The sequence below is a fragment of the Bradyrhizobium sp. AZCC 1577 genome (genome assembly GCF_036924575.1).
Taxonomy (GTDB): domain Bacteria; phylum Pseudomonadota; class Alphaproteobacteria; order Rhizobiales; family Xanthobacteraceae; genus Bradyrhizobium.
Genome location: NZ_JAZHRQ010000001.1, coordinates 6078879 through 6096949, shown reverse-complemented (window position 1 = coordinate 6096949; position 18071 = coordinate 6078879). Strand labels below are relative to the sequence as shown.

Genomic DNA, 18071 nt, shown 5'->3' with positions numbered 1-18071 from the left:
AGCAATCCACCTTACCACGCAAAGAAAGAAGAATGGATTGCTTCGTCGCTACGCTCCTCGCAATGACGGACTCCGCAGCCGCCGCGTTAACACCTCAACAAACCGGTCGGCATCGGCTTCGTCATTATAGACGTGCGGCGACACACGCATGCGCCCCAGCCGCGTTGCGACATAGACGCCTTCGCTTGCCAGTCCTTCGACGAGGCCCGCCGGCATTCCGCCCTTGAAGGCGAGGCTCACTATATGCGGCGCCCGCAGATGAGGTTCGGGAACGTGGACGCCGATGCTGCGCACGGCTTGCGCGATCCGCTCCGTCAACATCGTGAGACGCTGCACGATAGCCGGCGCTCCCCATTCGACTATCATCTCCATGCCGATCGAGGCCATCTCCATCGAGATGAAATGATCGCGCTCGCCCATGTCGAAGCGCCGCGCATCGCCAACGTAACTGACATCCGTGAAATAGACCGCGTTCTCGGCGCGCACGTTGCGACGGCCAGAGGCGGTCTGCTCGAGCGGGATACCGCCTTGATGGCGTTTTGCAACATAGAGAAAGGCGCGGCCGTAGGGTCCGAGCAGCCATTTGTAGGTCGGGAAGATCACAAAATCCGGGTCGAGACGCTTCACGTCGGTCGTTAGCACGCCAGTGCCTTGCGTCGCATCGACGAGAAAGGCAGCGCCTCGTTGCCGGAGTGCCGTGCCGACCTTGTCGACGTCGATCAACCCACCATCCGACCAGTGCACGGATGAGATTGAGGCCAGGCTGACCGGTGGTGCGCCGGATCGTTCGATCGCGGCAAGCACCGCCGACGTCCAATCGCCATCGTCGGGTTGCCGAACCGTCTCGACGGCGAACCCTTCTGCCTCGGCCCGCGTATGCCATTCGAGCACCGGCGAGGAGTGGTCGTTCTGCAGCACGATCACGCGCGTGCCGCGGGCGATCGGCAGCATCTTCGCGGCGGTCGCGACGCCGTAACTGACCGAGGGAATCAGCGCGATATCCGCGGCCTCGGCATTGATCAGCCGGGCGGCAGCAAGGCGCGCGCGTTCATGCTGTTGGTTGGCGAAGGAGGCCTCGATCGTCCACGGCATGCCCTTGCGGAGAACCGCGGCGCGGCCGGCCTCCAGCGTTCGAATCGGCAGCGGGCTGTAGGAGGCGGCATTCAGGTAGCAGATCTGGCGCGGTATCTCGAACAGGGCGCGCTGTGATGGGAGCATTTGGATGGTCTCTTTGCTGGCGGCACATCCATTATGGCCGATCTCGGCTACGCCAGCCACAGGAGCATTGCTCCGATTGCCCTACACCTGCTTTCGCAACATAGCGCATTCCTCCCCTGAGTTTTGCGCGCTTTTTGTTTGGTTGCAGTGCTGATACGAAATCTTACATGGATTGCGGCGGCCGCCGCGCGACAGATCACGCAATCGCGAGACGGCTCGAATCAGCCTGGAGCCAAACCAATGACCGACGCCCCCGTTAACGATCCCGCCGAATACGTGCCGCCGAAAGTCTGGACCTGGAACAAGGAAAGCGGCGGCCGGTTCGCCGCGATCAATCGCCCGATCGCAGGCCCTACGCATGAGGCGGAGCTGCCGGTTGGCCGCCATCCGTTCCAGCTCTACTCGCTGGCTACTCCCAACGGCGTCAAGGTCACCGTGATGTTCGAGGAGCTGCTTGCGGCTGGCCACAGCGGTGCGGAGTACGATGCCTGGCTGGTCAAGATCGACGGCAACCAGTTCGGCAGCGGCTTTGTCGCTGTCAATCCGAATTCGAAGATCCCCGCACTGATGGATCGCAGCGGACCGACGCCGATCCGGGTGTTTGAGTCCGGTGCGATCCTGATGCATCTCGCCGAAAAGTTCGGTGCGTTTTTGCCGGCCAGCGGGCCGGCGCGGGCCGAATGCCTGTCGTGGCTGTTCTGGCAGATGGGCAGCGCGCCGTTTCTCGGCGGCGGCTTTGGCCATTTTTACGCCTACGCGCCGACCAAGATCGAATACGCCATCGACCGCTACGCCATGGAGGTGAAGCGCCAGCTCGACGTGCTCGATCGGCGTTTGGCCGATAATGAATATCTCGCAGGGAGCGAATACACGATCGCCGACATGGCGACCTGGCCGTGGTACGGCGCACTGGCCAAGGGTCTGGTCTACGGCGCCGGCGAATTCCTCTCGGTGCACGAATACAAGAACGTGCAGCGCTGGACCGACGCGATCGCCAAGCGCCCGGCGGTGAAGCGCGGGCGCATGGTCAACCGCATCTCCGGCGATCCGGCAAGCCAGTTGCACGAGCGGCATGACGCGAGTGATTTCGATACCAAGACGCAGGACAAGATCGGCGAGCCGGCAAAGGGGTGAGGCGAGGGGAACGCGATGAGCTTCTTCGAAAAAGGTCCGGTTCGCATCAACTACGAGGAAGCCGGCTCCGGCTTTCCGCTGCTATTGATCGCCGGCGGCGGATTGAATTCTAACATCTCCGGCATTACCGGCGACTATCCGCCCTTCAATGCCATCAAGGAGCTCGGCAACGAATATCGTTGTATCGCCTACGACCTGCGCAACGCGCCACCCGGTCAGTCGTCAGGCCCGCTTGAGATCGATCGTCCCTGGGATTCCCACACCGACGACCAGCTCGCGCTGATGGATCATCTCGGATTCGACAAATTCATGGTGCTGGGCTTCTGCATCGGCGGTCCCTTGATCTGGAATCTCATCAAGCGCGCACCGGACCGCGTTGTGGCGGGCGTGCTGGCGATGCCTTCGGGCTCGCGCCCTGAGATGCGCGACCTGTTTTACAATAACAACATGACCGGCTGGGCGCCGGAACTGACAAAACGCCGGGACGATATCACGATGGAGCAGGCCGAGAAATTCCTGACCCGAATGTATCGCACCGATCCGGATTTCGTCTTCACGGTCACGCGCGATTTTGTGCGAAGCTGTCAGACGCCGGTGCTGATCCTGCCCGACGACATCCCGGCGCATCCTTATGCGGTTGCGATGGAGAGCGCGCTGTTGGCGCCGAACGCGGAAGTCAGCCTGTTTCCGTGGAAGGAGCCGAAAGAGCGGGTGCCGCTCGCGGTGCGGCAGATCCGGTCATTCCTGCGCGCGCATAGGCCAAATTAGACCGCTGCCTTCGCCCCTTCCGCCGGCGGAAACACCACGCGGTCGTCGGTCCGGCAGTAACGATCCGCGAACATGCGGCCGATCGGGTGATAGCGCTCCATATGCACGCGCATCGCGGCGTGGTCCCACAATTCGTCGCGGATGTGGAAGTGGATGCCTTCGCCCATCACCAACAGCCGGTCGCCGTTGACGTCGATCTCCTTCCAGGTCTTGCACTCCATCGCAAACGGCGCATCGGCCAGCCGCGGTACGGCGATTTTGGTCGAGGGCGCCAGTTTGAGATCGAGATAGTCCGGCTCGCCGACCTCGGGCGGAAAGTCGCCGCTGCTTTCATGCATTGCCCGCGCCAACGGCTCGTCGGTCATGTTGACGACGAACTCGGCCGTTCGACGGATGTTGATTACGGTATCCTTGACGCGGCCGTCGGGCCGCAGATTGGCGGCAAACATGCAGAGCGGCGGATCCTCGCAGAACACGTTGAAGAAGCTGAACGGCGCCGCGTTGACCACGCCGGCCGAACCGATCGTCGTCACCCAGGCGATCGGCCGCGGCAGCACGAAGGAGGTGAGCACCTTGTAGCGCTCGCGGGGTTTGAGGTCGCTGGGGGCGTATTGCATGGGGAACTCGCGGTGGGGTGAGCCTACTTCCGTCATTGCGAGCGAAGAGAAGCAATCCATCGCGTCACAAGCTGAGGAATGGATTGCTTCGTCGCTTTGCTCCTCGCAATGACGGTTGCATCGAAATCAACCTACGGCATGCTCAGTTCATGCCTTCCGACCACCATCCAGTGCACCTCGTCCGGACCGTCGGCGAAGCGGAGGTGGCGGACGTCCTGGTACATCTCGCCGAGCGGGCTCCACTGCGAAATGCCGGTCGCGCCGTGCATCTGGATCGCCTGGTCGATGATCCTGCAGGTGCGCTCCGGCACCATGGCCTTGACCATGCTGACCCAGATCCGCGCCTCCTTGTTGCCGAGCACGTCCATCGCCTTGGCGGCTTTCAGCACCATCAGGCGCATCGCCTCGATTTCGCAGCGCGCCTGGGCAATGATCTGCAAGTTTCCGCCGAGATGGGCGATCTTCTTGCCGAAGGCTTCGCGGGTGAGCCCGCGCGAAACCATCAGGTCGAGCGCCTTTTCCGCCTTGCCGATCGTGCGCATGCAGTGATGGATGCGCCCGGGCCCGAGGCGCACCTGCGAGATTTCAAAGCCGCGGCCTTCGCCGAGCAAGATGTTCTCCTTCGGTACCCGGCAATTGTTGAAGCGCAGATGCATGTGGCCGCGCGGCGCGTGGTCGTGGCCGAACACGTGCATCGGGCCCAAAATCTCGACGCCGGGGGTGTCGATCGGCACCAGGATCTGCGACTGCTGCTTGCTTGGCGGCCCATCGGGATTGGTCTTCACCATCACGATCATGATCTTGCAGCGCGGATCGCCGGCGCCGGAGATGTAATACTTCTCGCCGTTGATTACCCATTCGTCGCCGACGAGTTTTGCCGTGGTGGAAATATTCTTGGCGTCGGAGGAGGCAACGTTGGGTTCGGTCATCGCGTAGGCCGAGCGGATTTCGCCTGCCAGCAGCGGCTTCAGCCACTTCTCCTTCTGCTCTTTGGTGCCGACGCGCTCCAGCACTTCCATGTTGCCGGTGTCGGGCGCCGAGCAGTTCATGGTCTCCGACGCCAGCGGATTCTTCGCCAGTTCAACCGCGATATAGGCGTAGTCGAGATTCTTCAGGCCTTTGCCGGTCTCGGCATCAGGCAGAAAGAAATTCCACAGGCCTTCTTCCTTGGCCTTGTCCTTGGCCTTCTGCAGCACCGCCAGTTGCTCCGGCGTAAAGCTCCAGCGGTCCTTCTTGCCCTCGCCGAGCCGCATGAACTCGACCGACATCGGATCGACGGTCTCGCGGATGAATTTTTTGACGTGCTCGTACAGCGGACGAACCTCGTCCGACATGCGCAAATCGTTGAGTTCTTCGCCCGGGTTGAGATTGTAGGTCGTCGTCCGCGGGATGTAGGCGTGTTTCATGGATTGTTTCTCCCATTTGCGCAAAGATCGCGGGCGCGCTCGGCTCATTGGCCGGCAATGTAGACGGGAGGAGATGGCTTGTACAAGCGCGGGCAACGGGAGACGATTTTCCGTCTCATGGGAAGCCGGATGGTCCCCCCAGGATGGTCCCCCCATAAGTTACCTTCGTGTCCCTCTCATTTGCGCCGGGCCTTCTGATCGAACGCGCTCAGCACGGCGAGCGTCATCGCGGTGACGCCGGTTTCGATGGTCGGCCTCGGCACCGGCGCGAACAGCGGCGAATGATTGGACGGTATCGGTGGCCCGCCGTTGCGTGCTGCATCGATACGCTCCTGGTCATAGACGCCGATGTTGAACATCATCGATGGCACGCCTGCGCCGGCGAATTCGGAGAAATCCTCGCTTGCGGTCCCCGGCGGCGAAAGCTTGAACTTATCGCCGAATGCCGCCTTCAGCACGTCAGCGGTGGCCGCGACCACATCCGGATCGTTCATGACGGGCTTGGTGCCCTCGACGATCCTGATGTCGGGAGCGGGAGCGTCCGACATCGCCGCGGCCGCCTTTGCCGTTCGTTCGATCCCGGCATGTAGTTTGGCGCGAACCTCGGGCTTGTAGGAGCGAATGGTGCCGGAGAGCCGCACCGAGTCGGGGATGATATTTGGAGCGGTGCCACCGTGAATGGCGCCGATGCTCACGACACCGAATTCAGTCGGGTCTTTTTCACGGCTGATCACGCTTTGCACTTCGACAATGAAGCGCGCCGCTATCCCGACGGGGTCGACGGTCGTGTGCGGTGCCGAACCGTGACCGCCGCGGCCGTGGAATGTTATATCGAGGCCGTCGGCGGCGGACGAGCCTACTCCTGTGCGATAGAAGCCCGTGCCATGAGAGAACGGACCGGCATGCAGGGCGAGGGCGATATCGGGTTTGGGGAAGCGCGTGAACAGGCCATCCGCCAGCATGGCCTTGGCGCCCGCCACGATTTCTTCCGCCGGTTGGGCGATGAACATCAGCGTGCCGCGCCAATGCTCTTTCAGGCCAAGCAGCGTCTTCGCCGTCCCGACCCAGCTCGCCATGTGGATGTCGTGGCCGCAGCTATGGGCGACGAACACCTCCCGTCCGCTCCAGTTGGCCTTGTCGCGGCTCGCATAGTCGAGGCCGGTCTTCTCCTCCATCGGCAGGGCGTCGAGCTCGGTGCGCACCATGATGGTGGGTCCGTCACCATTTTTGTAGATGGCGACCAATCCGGTCTTGCCGACATTCTCGGTGACCTCGAAGCCGAGCGCGCGCATTTCCGCGGCAAGCCTGGCGGCGGTCTTCACTTCCTGAAACGCAAGCTCAGGATGGGCGTGGATTTCCTTGTAGAGCGCGTCGAGCTTCGGATAGTCGCTTGCGAGCGAGGCTTCGATCGCCTTCTGCAGGGTGGCGACATCGAGCTCGGCGTGAGCGGGCAGCGTGATGGTTGCGAATAGCGCGGCGGACGCAGCCAATGAGATGGCAGATCGCTTCATGGCCTGACGTTCCTTCGATTGTGCCGCAACCCGTGCTGCGTAGGGTGGGTTACCCCTTCGGCTAAACCCACCCTACAGTCTTCGTTTACGCCGGCATCCGGTGCATCGCGCAGATCTTGTTGCCGTCGAGATCGCGCAAATAAGCGAGATAGAGTTTGCCCGCGCTGCCCTCGCGGATGCCCGGCGGATTTTCGCAAGTCGTTCCGCCATTGGCGATGCCGGCCGCGTGCCATGCGTCGGCCTGTTCGGGCGAGTCGGCCGCAAAACCGATGGTGCCGCCATTGGCGGGCGTCGCGGGCTGGCCGTTGATCGGCTTGGTCACCGAGAATATTCCGGTCTTGGTGATGTAGAAAATGCGGTGGCCGTCGACCCGCGCCGGCCGCACACCGAGCGTGCCGAGCAATGCGTCATAGAACGCCTTGGCTTTGTCGAGGTCGTTGGTGCCGATCATCACATGCGAAAACATTTCTTCAATTTCCTCCCAGTTTTTTCCGGACGACCAAACGCAAATTGCTTGCCACTTCGCTTTCCCGGCTCGCCTCATCACGCTGCTCGTTACCGGGCAATGTAGACGGCGGCGCGGGCGTTCTACAAGCAGCCCCTCCGGGTAGCCGAAAAGCCACGATCCCACCGGATTACGGATCGTTAATTCGGCTGGCGCGTTGGTTCCTGTCGCCAAACGCGGCGCCTCGACGCACCCCGGCATCTTGAAGCGCGGCCACGGGAGTTCCTACCTTTGGGATGCCAGCCCGGCGTTCAGCCGCGGGCGGCAAGGAGACGACAATGAGCTATTTTAAGACTGCCATTCTGTTGGCCGGTCTGACCGGCCTCTTCATGGGCGTCGGCTATCTGATCGGCGGCGCCACCGGTGCCACGATCGCGCTCGTGATCGCGGCTGCGACCAATATTTTCGCCTACTGGAATTCGGACCGTATGGTGCTGTCGATGTACGGCGCCCATGAGGTCGACCAGCGCACGGCGCCCGACCTCTTCAACCTCGTGGCTGAACTCGCCGGCCGCGCCGGCCTGCCGATGCCGCGCGTGTTCCTGATGGACGAGCCGCAGCCCAACGCCTTCGCCACCGGCCGCAATCCGCAGAACGCGGCGGTCGCCGTGACCACGGGTCTGGTGCAGTCGGTCAGCCGCGAAGAACTCGCCGGCGTGATCGCGCACGAGCTGGCACACATCAAAAATCACGATACGCTGCTGATGACCATCACCGCGACCATTGCCGGTGCGGTCTCGATGCTGGCCCAGTTCGGCATGTTCTTTGGCGGCAATCGCGACAACGGTCCCGGCATCATCGGATCGATTGCCATGATGATCCTGGCTCCGCTCGGCGCCATGCTGGTGCAGATGGCGATCAGCCGGACCCGCGAATACGCCGCCGACGATCTCGGCGCGCGCATTTGCGGTCAGCCGATGTGGCTTGCGTCCGCTCTGGCCAAGATCGCCAACGCCGCGCATGTCGTGCCGAATGTCGAAGCCGAGCGCAATCCGGCGACCGCGCACATGTTCATCATCAACCCGTTGTCGGGTCAGGGCATGGACAATCTGTTCACGACGCACCCCTCGACCGAGAACCGCATCGCCGCGTTGCAGCAGCTCGCGGCGGAGCTTGGCGCGCAGGGCGGCACCTTCTCCGCCAACGCGCGCGCCAACTATCCGGGCCGCGGCCCATGGGGCCGGACTTCTACCTCGCGCGGCCCGTGGGGATAGACGTGTAGGGTGGGCAAAGGCGCTTCGCGCAGTGCCCACCATCCATCACCGATCGCGTTGCTTGATGGTGGGCACGCTTCCGCCTTCGCTCGCTGAGCTACGGCGGACAAGTCGCTTTGCCCACCGCCTCATATTCAGTTGTCATCCCCGCGAACGCGGGGATCCAGTATTCCAGAGACAGCAGTGATTGAGCCGAGACGCCGCGGTGTACTGGATGCCCCGCCTTTGCGGGGCATGACAAGTCTGGTAGGGCCGCGCGTCTCGAACCACGAGGCCCATTACGTCACCACACCCACCCTCAAAACGCCGTGTACCCGCCATCGATAACAAAGCAATCCGCCGTGTGATATGACGATGCCTTGCTCATGATGTACACCGCGATGCCGCCGAAATCCGCGGGCTCACCGAAGCGGCGCACTGGAATGCGCGGCATGACGTTGGCGACGAATTTGTCGTTGGCCATCAGCCCCGAAGTCATGTCGCTCTTGATCCAGCCGGGCAGGATCGCGTTCGCGGTGACGCCGTAGCGCGCCAGCTCGACCGCGAGCGCGCGGCACAGCGCGTTCAGCGCCGCCTTGGTGCCGGCGTAGTGCTCGTTGCGCGCGGTGCCGAACAAGGACGCCAGGCTCGAGGTCGCAACTAGCCGGCCGAATTTGTCGCCGGCTTCCGCACGTTCGGTCATGTGGCGGGCGGCGGCCTGAAACACGTGGAAGACGCCGTCGAGATTGGTCGCGAACATTTTTCGCCATTCCTCCTCTGTGCGGTCGATAAAGGCGCGCCGTCCGCCGCCGCCGATGCCGGCATTGGCAAAGCAGCCGTCGACGCGGCCGAACGTATCGAGCGTCGCCTTCATCGCGGTCTTGACGGAGGCGGGGTCGGTGACGTCGCAGATCTGCGTATGGACCTTGCCGGGCCCGGCCGACATGGTTTCCGCCGCGCTCTTGTTCTTGTCGCCATTGCGGCCCCAGATCGAGACGTTGCAGCCTTGGGCGTTCAGCGCCTGCGCAATGCCGAGGCCGATGCCGCCATTGCCACCGGTGATGACCGCCGTGCGGCCGGTGAGGTCAAAGATGCTCATTGGATGTTTCCATTTTGTTTGGCAACAGAGTTGCGCCCTGCGGCGGGCAGATGTTCTGGCGCAAGCATGGACAACGCCGCCAAGAAAATCAAATATGGGCGAGACATCGTCCGGTCTTCCGCGCAGCGAAATAGCGCGTAAACACAAGTTAAGAGGAAGCAATGCAGTTCAAGCACGTCACGCTCGATTTCGATGGCGCGGTCGCCGTTCTCAAGCTCGACCATCAGGAGGTCATGAACGCGGTCTCGATGGACATGCTGGGTGGGCTTGGCGAAGCGCTCGACGCGATCGAGGAGAAGCGAGAGGAGGTGCGCTGCCTCGTGCTGACCGGCGCCGGGCGCGCCTTCTGCACCGGCGCCAATCTGCAGGGCCGCAACAACCAGAAGCCCGGCAAGAGCAACGCCGGTCAATCGCTGGAAATCGGCTTTCACCCGTTCCTGCGGCGTCTGCGCCGGCTGCATTGCCCGATCGTCACGGCCGTCAACGGTCCTGCCGCGGGCGCCGGCATGAGCTTTGCGCTGATGGGCGACATGATCCTCTGCGCCCGCTCGTCCTATTTCCTGCAGGCGTTCCGCCGCATCGGCCTGGTGCCGGACTGCGGCTCGACCTGGCTGTTGCCGCGCTTGATCGGCAAGGCGCGCTCGGTGGAATTGTCGCTGATGGGCGAACGGTTGCCGGCAGAGAAGGCGCTGGAATGGGGCCTCGTCAACCGCGTCCATGACGATGCTGACTTGATGGAGGAGGCGATGAAGCTCGCGCATGAGCTCGCCAATGGCCCGACCATTGCGCTGTCGCTGATCCGAAAGCTCTACTGGGACAGCCCGGAAAATTCCTTCGAGGAGCAGCTCAACCTCGAATTCGAATCGCAACGCATCGCCGGCGCGGCTGATGATTTCAAGGAAGGCGTTGCTGCCTTCCTCGAAAAGCGCCCTGCCAAGTTCAGGGGCAAATGATCGAGGAGCAACTTGGGCGCTGCGTCGCGTCCTGGTATCCGGGAGCCACTGGCGCGACTGGCGCCGCCAAGCTCTCCGGCGGCGCCAGTCAGGAGACCTGGACATTCGATATCGTGCATCCGGGCGGCAATGTTGGCGCCATCCTGCGCCGCGCGCCGCCGGGCTATGGCGCGTCGCCGGGGCGGGCCGCCGGCCTCGATGCCGAGGCGACACTGATGCAATTGGCACATGACGCCGGCCTGCCTTCACCGCGCGTAATGCATGTGCTGAAGCCGGCGGACGAACTCGGCCGCGGCTTCATCATGCAGCGGATCGAGGGCGAGACCATCGCGCGGAAGATTCTGCGCGATGAGCAGTTCGCCAAGGCGCGGCCGATCCTGGCGCGGCAGTTGGGCCGCGTGATCGCCGGCATTCACGGCTTGCCGTCGGCGAAACTGCCGAAGTTGCGCGAGATGAGCGCGACCAAGGAGATCGCCGACCTCGAGCGGGAATACGGCAGCTTCGACTGGCCGCGGCCGGTGTTCGAACTCGCGCTGCGCTGGCTGCGCGAGCGCGACCCCGGACCGTCGCAGGAGGTGACGCTGGTGCATGGCGACTTCCGCCACGGCAACCTGATCATCGGCCCCGACGGCGTCCGTGCGGTGCTGGACTGGGAGCTCGCGCATGTCGGCGATCCGATGGAAGACTTGGGGTGGATCTGCGTCAACTCCTGGCGCTTCGGCGAGATCGACAAGCCGGTCGGTGGCTTTGGGACGCGCGAGGAATTGTTCGCCGGATACGAGGAAGCCGGCCGCACGGTCGATCCTGATCGTGTCATGTTCTGGGAAGTGATGGGCACGCTGCGCTGGGGCATCATGTGCTGCGGCATGATGCAGCGTTTCCGGCAAGGCCCCGACCATTCGATGGAACGCGCCATGATCGGTCGGCGTTCCTCAGAGACGGAGATCGATCTGCTACGGCTACTCGCGCCGCGAGGAAAGTAGGATGCAAGACGAACCGACCCCCACCGAACTGATCAAGGCGGTCGCGGATTTCCTCCGCAACGAGATTGCGCCCGCCGTCAAGGGCCACAACGCCTTCAAGCTCCGCGTCGGCATCAACGCGCTCGACCTGGTGACGCGGCAATTGGCGCTGGAGCAGGGCAGCGATGCCGCCGAAGTCGCGCGGTTGAAGCAGTTGCTCGGCATGGATGGCGCGTTGATAGATCTCAATCGGGCGCTCTGCGAGAAGATAGCGAACGGAGAGGTCGATCTGCAGACACCGGGATTGGCAGAACATCTCTGGCGGACCACGATGGACAAGCTGGCCGTCGATCAACCGAATTACGCGTCATACAAAAGGGAGCTTGAGGGCAAGGGTGGCTAGTTCGGCGTCGTCCCTGCGAACGCAGGGACCCATAACCACAGGCATTCGTGATGACGAACGGTCTCTGCCACCGCGCCGCCAAGAGAGATCACGCAGTATGGGTCCCTGCTTTCGCAGGGACGACGATGGCGAGTCAATTGCTACCGCCCCAGCCATTTCGGCGGACGCTTCTCGGCAAACGCCTTCGGTCCTTCGATGTAATCCTGCGAGGCCGCCATCGCCTTCACGGCCGGATACTCGCGCTGCTCGGCGATCGCCTGTTCCAGCGACACTTCGAGGCCGCGCTGAATGGCCTGCTTGGAGGCACGGATCGACATCGGCGAGTTCTTGCAGATCGTCTCCGCCCAGCGCTCCGCCGCGGCGAGTGCTTCACCGGCCGGAACCACCTCGTTGACGAAGCCGAGTTCGAGGCCTTCTTTCGCCGAGACGTGGCGCGCGGTGAGGATCATGCCCATGGCGCGCTTCAGCCCGATCTGCCGCGGCAGCCGGTGCACGCCGCCGGCAAGCGCAGCGAGGCCGACGCGCGGTTCGGGCAGCGCGAAGGTCGCATTCTCCGAGGCAATGATGAGGTCGCAGGCCAGCGCGATCTCGAAACCGCCGCCCATCGCGACGCCGTTGACGGCGGCGATGATCGGCTTGTCGCAGTCAAAGCGCGAGGTGAGGCCGGCGAAACCGCCCTTGTCCCAGCCGCGCTTTCCGCCGGCCGCCTGCCATTTCAGGTCGTTGCCGGCGCAGAACGCCTTATCGCCGGCGCCGGTGACGATCGCCACCCATTGCGCAGGGTCCGCGGAAAAATCGTCGAACACCTTGTTCAGCTCGAAATGCGCGTCGATATGCAACGCATTGTACACTTCCGGCCGCGACAGCGTGATGATCGTGATCGGCCCCTTGCGTGTCACCTTGGAGAATTTCAGGTCCATGTTTGCTCCCGTTTCGATTTTCTGCGGCGAAGAATATTGGCCGCGATCATAGCGCCAGCCAGTCGTCCGAAACCATCCAATTACGCAAGGCCCCCGCGCGTGCCAAGGCCTGCTCCGTTGCTTGACTTGGGCCTGGTCTTCTCACTCTATTCCGTTCGAGCAGGAGCGCTACGCAGCGCCTAAACGCAAATCAAAACAAACAATACTCCCGGGAGACCGCCTTGGATTTCAACCTGCCTGCCGACCTCACGGCCTATCTCGACGAACTCGATCGCTTCATCGCGCGCGAGATCAAGCCGCTGGAGGAGGCCGACGACAACATCCGCTTCTTCGATCATCGTCGCGAATGGGCGCGTACCGATTTCGAAAACGGCGGCTTGCCTCGGCATGAATGGGAAGCGCTGCTGCGCAAGGCCAAGAACCTCGCCGACGCCGCCGGCCATTTGCGCTTCGCGATCCCGAAGCGCTATGGCGGCAAGGACGGGTCCAACCTCTGGATGGCCGTCATCCGCGAGCATTTCGCCTCAAAGGGCCTTGGTCTGCACAATGATCTGCAGAACGAGCATTCGATCGTCGGCAACCTGCCGCTCGTGACCATGCTCGACCGCTACGGCACCGACGAGCAGAAGGCGATGATCGAAGGCTCGATCACCGGAAAATACCGCATCACCTTCGGCCTCACCGAGCCTGATCACGGTTCCGACGCGACGCATATGGAAACCAGGGCGGTGCAGGCGACGCGTGACAACGTCAAGGGCTGGATCATCAACGGCCAGAAGATGTGGACGACCGGCATGCATGTCGCGACCCATTGTGCGCTGTTCGCCCGGACATCAGGCATTGACGGCGACGCGCGCGGCATCACGTGCTTCCTGGTGCCGGCCAAGAGCAAGGGCGTGAAGGTCGAGGAGTATATGTGGACCTTCAACATGCCAACGGACCATCCGCGCGTCAGCTTCACGGATGTGTTTGTCCCTGAGGATGCACTGTTCGGCGAGATCGGCCGCGGACTGTCGCTGGCGCAATGTTTTGTGCACGAGAACCGGATCCGGCAGGCGGCGAGCTCGCTGGGCGCGGCTGTCTACTGCATCAATGAGAGCGTCAAGTATGCGCGCGAGCGAAAGCCGTTCGGTAAGGCGTTGGCCGAAAACCAGGCGATCCAATGGCCGCTGGTGGAGCTGGCGACGCAGGCCGAAATGCTCAGGTTATTGATCCGCAAGACCGCGTGGGAGATGGACCAGCTCACACAGGCGCAGGTCGAGCACACCCTGTCCGATCGCGTGTCGATGTGCAACTACTGGGCAAACCGCCTGTGCTGCGAGGCCGCCGACCGCGCGATGCAGGTACATGGCGGCATGGGCTATTCGCGCCACAAGCCATTCGAACACATCTACCGCCACCACCGCCGCTACCGCATCACCGAAGGCAGCGAGGAAATCCAGAAGCGCAAGGTGGCGGGATTCCTGTTCGGCTATATGGGGGCGGGGAAGCACTGAGGAGCAAAGCCAAGGAGAAGATCATGGAAGGTGGATGCACATGCCGGCATGTCCGCTACCGCCTGAACGGCAGGCCTATGATCGTGCATGCCTGCCATTGCACCTGGTGCCAGCGCGAGACCGGCACCGTGCACGCGCTCAATGCTATGTACGAGGCCGATAGGGTAGAGCATCTCGCCGCCGAGCCCGAGATCATCGACACGCCGTCGGCCAGCGGCAAGGGCCAGCGCATCGCGCGCTGCCCGGTGTGCAAGGTCGCGGTCTGGAGCAACTATCCGGGCTCCGGGCCTGCGGTGCGTTTTGTCCGCGTTGGTACCATGGATGATCCGTCGCAGTGCCCGCCGGACGTTCACATCTTCACCTCCACCAAGCAGCCCTGGGTGACGCTGCCGCCGGGCGCGAAAGCGGTAGCCGAGTTCTACGATGTCAACGAGGTCTGGTCGGACGAAGCCAAGGAACGCCGGCGCGCGTTGCGCGAAAGAGCGGCAGCGAAGAAGTGAGCGGTTGCTATGCCCACAAGTCGTCGTCCCCGCGAACGCGGGGACCCATAACCACAGGGTGCAGTTTGAGTCACGGCCGTCAAGCGAAGGAAACTGGCACCTCTCGTATCAGCGATCGCACGGCGTATGGGTCCCTGCGTTCGCAGGGACGACATCGTTGATAGATCACGGATCAATTCACCAGCCGGTCCTTGCCCGCCCAATACGGCTCACGCAGATTCCGCCGCAAGATTTTCCCCGACGGATTGCGCGGCAGCGCTTCCATGAAGTCGACCGATTTCGGTGTCTTGAATCCCGCAATGCGTTCGCGCGTAAAATTGATGATGTCGGTGGCATTCGCCTGCTTGCCCGGCTTCATCACTACGATCGCCTTCACCGCTTCGCCCCATTTGTCGTCGGGGATGCCGATCACTGCGGCTTCGGCGACATCAGGATGATCGCAGATAGCGCTCTCGACTTCGGCCGGGTAGATGTTCTCGCCGCCGGAGATGATCATGTCCCTGATGCGGTCGTGGATGTAGAGGTAGCCGTCCTCGTCCATGTAGCCGGCATCGCCGGTGCGCAGCCAGCCGTCGCTGCCGAGAGTCCTGGCGGTGGCCTCCGGCAGGTTCCAGTAGCCGACCATGTTGGAGCCGGAGCGGGTCGCAATCTCGCCGACCTAGCGCGGCGGCAACTGGTTGCCGTCGGGATCGAGGATCGCAAGCTCGATGCCGGGCAGCGCCTTGCCGGCGGAGCGCATGCGCTCCAGCCCCTCGACATGATCCTCGGGCGGAAGGGCGACGATGGTGCCTGTCGTCTCGGTCATCCCATACAACTGCACGAAGCCGCACTTGAACACCTCGATGCACTCTTTGAGCAACGCAGCAGGAATCGGCGATGCGCCGTAGAGCATGTATTTCAGGCGCGAAAAATCCACCTGCCGCGCCCGCGGTTGCCGTACCACGAACTGCATCGCGGCAGGTACCATGAACAGTTTTGTAACGCCGGACTGCTCGAAGAAGTCCAGCACCTTGGTCGGATCGAACTCGCGGGCGATCACGCCCTTGGCGCCGTGATACAGCCCCATCACGCCCCAGCCGGAGCCGCCGATGTGGAAAACCGGCATCGCCACCAGCGAGACGTCGTCGCTCGACCATTTGTTCCATTCGGGCTTCTCGGCCTCGCTGCCGGCGTGCACCAGATTGAGGAAGTTGGCGTGCGACAGCATCGCGCCCTTGGGCTTGCCCGTGGTGCCCGAGGTATAGAGCTGGATCGCGATATCCTTCGGGCTGATCGCCACGTTCCGATCGTCGCCGCTGGCGGCGTCGCGCCAGGCCGTAAAATCCTGCCATTCCGGCGCGCCGCCCTCGGTGGTGATCACGTGGCGCACGTCGGGCAGTTGCGCCTTGATGTTGCGAACCTGCGTGATGAACTCGGGTCCTGCGAACAGCACCGGCGCCTTGCAGTCGCCGACGATGAAGGCGATCTCGGGACCGGCGAGCCGCCAGTTCACCGGCGCCATCACCACCTTGGCCTTCATCGCGCCCATCAGCAGTTCGAAATAGATGTCACTGTTCTTGCCGAGGTAGGCGATCCGCTCGCCCGGCTTGACGCCCATCGCAATCAGCGCATTCGCCACGCGGTTGGTCTTGATGTCGAACTCGGCGAAGCTGATCTGGCGTCCCTCGAACTCATAGGCGATCGCGTCGCCGCGCGTTCTGGCGCGTTCGCGCACCATGTCGACGAGGGTCGTCAATTGCTGCGAAGCGGACATGTCTCTCCCGTATCGTCTTGTTATCGTTGCGCGGAGTTTGGCGGTATCGCGCGACAAAGACAATACGGCTCAGTCGTCCCTGCGAACGCACTAGGGCATCTACACGTCTTGGGGACGCGACAGATTGACTCGGGGCGGCATGATGTGCGTTCGCCGCAGCGTTTTGTATGATTCTCTCTCTGGCGCTTTGATTCGAAGGAGCGCCAGAGATGCAGCAGGAACCGGATTTGTCCCTGGGTAAGTTTGGAGACGTTCGCCTCGATAAAAGGGGGCGGCGCTTCTCCGGGCTATGCTTTGCACGCGCAGTGTCTGTTTGCGCCAGATGGCGCAGGGCAACTGGGCCGCGAACATGGCGTTCTGGCGGTTTGTGAACAATCCGCAAGTCACGATCGACAAGCTGATTGAAGGCTGGAGCCTGCAGACGTCGATGGCGGTCAGCGGGCGTCATGTGCTGTCGATCCAGGACACCAGCGAGATCAACTTCCACACTCGTCCGGGACATCGGCGCGACTTGGGCAAGGTCGGCAAAGGCAATGCTCGCGGCGTGCTGCTGCATGCCATGATGGCGGTCGATGCCGATAGCGGGGTCTGTCTCGGGCTCACCGGCGGTGAGGTGTGGACGCGCAAGCGCAAGGCCAGGATCGCTCACGAGAAGCGCGCCTTGGCCGACAAGGAATCGGCGCGCTGGGTGACGACGGCTAAGCAAGGCTGCGAGGTTCTGGTCGCTGCTCGTATGATCACCGTCGTCAACGACCGCGAGGGGGATTTCTTTGCTCACTGGTCGCTGACACCCGCTGACAATGTCCACCTCCTGTCGCGCGCCATGCACGACCATGCGCTGGTCGATGGCGGCACGCTTTATCAGGCGGTCGCGCGGGCCCGCTTCTGCGACAAGGCGGTGATCGATCTACCAAAGCGAATGGATCGCCACGGTCGCCAGGCCCACCTCTCCATGCGCCTCGGAACCGTTGTGCTCAAACGACCGCAGCGCCCCGGCGTGAAAGACCTGCCACAGGGCGTCAAAGTCAGCTTCGTGGAGGTCGTCGAGTTGCACCCCCCGAAGAGCGCCAAGCCCATTCATTGGTTGCTCCTGACCACTCATCCGGTCGTCACCGCCGCCGATGCCTGGCGGATCGTCTCCTGGTACAAGCAGCGCTGGATCATCGAACAGCTCTTTCGCTCGCTGAAGAGCCAGGGTCTGCGCATCGAGGATAGTCAGCTCGACAGTGCTGAAGGCCTGATCAAACTCGTGGCGATCGCCACCAGAGTAGCATGTATCGTCATCCAGCTCGTTCAAGCCCGCAATGGCGGCGAACAATTGCAGGTCGAATTTGTGTTCACGCCGGACGAGATCGAAGCGCTCAAGGCCATCAACAAAACCCTGAAAGGCCGCACCGAGCTCCAGAAGAACCACCATCGCCCCAACACTGTCGCCTGGGCGGCATGGATCATCGCAAAGCTCGGCGGATGGACCGGTTACGCCTCTCATCGCCCACCTGGACCAATCACCTTCCACATGGGAATGGCTCGCTTCCAACTCCTCGTATATGGCCCGGCAAGCGTGTAGATGCCCTAGTGCGAACGCAGGGGCCCATACGCCGCGGCCTATCGGAAGGACGATGCGGCTGGTTGC

General features: G+C 62.8%; 16 protein-coding genes and 1 pseudogene. 9 read left to right on the top strand and 8 right to left on the bottom strand.

What is annotated here, in order from left to right:
* Positions 1-48 precede the first annotated feature (48 nt).
* On the bottom strand, positions 49-1218 hold the full coding sequence (locus V1278_RS28955) for an aminotransferase class V-fold PLP-dependent enzyme (RefSeq protein ID WP_334383047.1): 1170 nt from the start codon (positions 1216-1218) through the stop codon (positions 49-51).
* Positions 1219-1458: 240 nt separating this feature from the next.
* Here V1278_RS28955 and yghU point away from each other — a divergent pair, with 240 nt between their 5' ends.
* Positions 1459-2352 (top strand): glutathione-dependent disulfide-bond oxidoreductase, encoded by an 894-nt coding sequence (gene yghU, locus V1278_RS28950; RefSeq protein WP_334383046.1) that lies wholly within the window; start codon positions 1459-1461, stop codon positions 2350-2352.
* A gap of 15 nt (positions 2353-2367) precedes the next feature.
* A complete protein-coding gene (locus V1278_RS28945) occupies positions 2368-3120 on the top strand; it encodes an alpha/beta fold hydrolase (protein WP_334383045.1) in 753 nt (250 codons plus the stop codon).
* Here the strand turns inward: V1278_RS28945 and V1278_RS28940 are convergent.
* From V1278_RS28940 to V1278_RS28925, 4 genes are all read right to left on the bottom strand, one after another.
* Positions 3117-3737 carry a flavin reductase family protein gene (locus tag V1278_RS28940; RefSeq protein WP_334367774.1) on the bottom strand — a complete coding sequence of 207 codons (621 nt, stop codon included), beginning with the start codon at positions 3735-3737 and terminating at the stop codon, positions 3117-3119. The two genes, V1278_RS28945 and V1278_RS28940, sit on opposite strands and share 4 nt — an antisense overlap.
* Before the next feature lie 131 nt (positions 3738-3868).
* Positions 3869-5143, bottom strand: a complete 1275-nt coding sequence (locus tag V1278_RS28935) for an acyl-CoA dehydrogenase family protein (RefSeq protein WP_334383044.1) — start codon at positions 5141-5143, stop codon at positions 3869-3871.
* 176 nt (positions 5144-5319) lie between these two features.
* Positions 5320-6654 (bottom strand): amidohydrolase, encoded by a 1335-nt coding sequence (locus V1278_RS28930; RefSeq protein ID WP_334383043.1) that lies wholly within the window; start codon positions 6652-6654, stop codon positions 5320-5322.
* Between the two features lie 85 nt (positions 6655-6739).
* Positions 6740-7120 carry a VOC family protein gene (locus V1278_RS28925; RefSeq protein ID WP_334367777.1) on the bottom strand — a complete coding sequence of 127 codons (381 nt, stop codon included), beginning with the start codon at positions 7118-7120 and terminating at the stop codon, positions 6740-6742.
* Positions 7121-7437: 317 nt separating this feature from the next.
* Between V1278_RS28925 and htpX the strand changes: the two genes are divergently transcribed.
* Positions 7438-8373: a zinc metalloprotease HtpX gene (gene htpX / locus V1278_RS28920; RefSeq protein WP_334376576.1), complete on the top strand. Its 936-nt coding sequence runs from the start codon at positions 7438-7440 to the stop codon at positions 8371-8373.
* Positions 8374-8671: 298 nt separating this feature from the next.
* Here the strand turns inward: htpX and V1278_RS28915 are convergent, their stop codons facing one another.
* On the bottom strand, positions 8672-9451 hold the full coding sequence (locus V1278_RS28915) for an SDR family NAD(P)-dependent oxidoreductase (RefSeq protein ID WP_334383042.1): 780 nt from the start codon (positions 9449-9451) through the stop codon (positions 8672-8674).
* Positions 9452-9612: 161 nt separating this feature from the next.
* Between V1278_RS28915 and V1278_RS28910 the strand changes: the two genes are divergently transcribed.
* From V1278_RS28910 to V1278_RS28900, 3 genes are read left to right on the top strand one after another with little or no spacing between them, the layout of a single operon-like run.
* Entirely contained in the window at positions 9613-10404 is a 792-nt protein-coding gene (locus V1278_RS28910; RefSeq protein WP_334383041.1) for an enoyl-CoA hydratase/isomerase, read from the top strand.
* Positions 10401-11387, top strand: a complete 987-nt coding sequence (locus V1278_RS28905; RefSeq protein WP_334383040.1) for a phosphotransferase family protein — start codon at positions 10401-10403, stop codon at positions 11385-11387. The genes V1278_RS28910 and V1278_RS28905 overlap by 4 nt, the downstream gene beginning before the upstream one ends.
* Position 11388: 1 nt before the next feature.
* A complete protein-coding gene (locus V1278_RS28900; RefSeq protein ID WP_334383039.1) occupies positions 11389-11769 on the top strand; it encodes a DUF6285 domain-containing protein in 381 nt (126 codons plus the stop codon).
* A gap of 140 nt (positions 11770-11909) precedes the next feature.
* On the opposite strand, the gene V1278_RS28895 is transcribed toward V1278_RS28900, so the two are convergent.
* Positions 11910-12689 carry an enoyl-CoA hydratase-related protein gene (locus V1278_RS28895; RefSeq protein ID WP_028350950.1) on the bottom strand — a complete coding sequence of 260 codons (780 nt, stop codon included), beginning with the start codon at positions 12687-12689 and terminating at the stop codon, positions 11910-11912.
* 221 nt (positions 12690-12910) lie between these two features.
* Between V1278_RS28895 and V1278_RS28890 the strand changes: the two genes are divergently transcribed.
* Positions 12911-14185 carry an acyl-CoA dehydrogenase family protein gene (locus V1278_RS28890; RefSeq protein WP_334383038.1) on the top strand — a complete coding sequence of 425 codons (1275 nt, stop codon included), beginning with the start codon at positions 12911-12913 and terminating at the stop codon, positions 14183-14185.
* A 23-nt stretch (positions 14186-14208) separates the two neighbouring features.
* Positions 14209-14685 carry a GFA family protein gene (locus V1278_RS28885; protein ID WP_334383037.1) on the top strand — a complete coding sequence of 159 codons (477 nt, stop codon included), beginning with the start codon at positions 14209-14211 and terminating at the stop codon, positions 14683-14685.
* A 172-nt stretch (positions 14686-14857) separates the two neighbouring features.
* On the opposite strand, the pseudogene V1278_RS28880 reads toward V1278_RS28885, so the two are convergent.
* Positions 14858-16402 (bottom strand): annotated as a pseudogene (locus V1278_RS28880) (fatty acid--CoA ligase).
* A 358-nt stretch (positions 16403-16760) separates the two neighbouring features.
* Here V1278_RS28880 and V1278_RS28875 point away from each other — a divergent pair.
* Complete coding sequence (locus tag V1278_RS28875) at positions 16761-18005, top strand: IS4 family transposase (protein ID WP_334368994.1); 1245 nt, start codon at positions 16761-16763, stop codon at positions 18003-18005.
* Positions 18006-18071 lie beyond the last annotated feature (66 nt).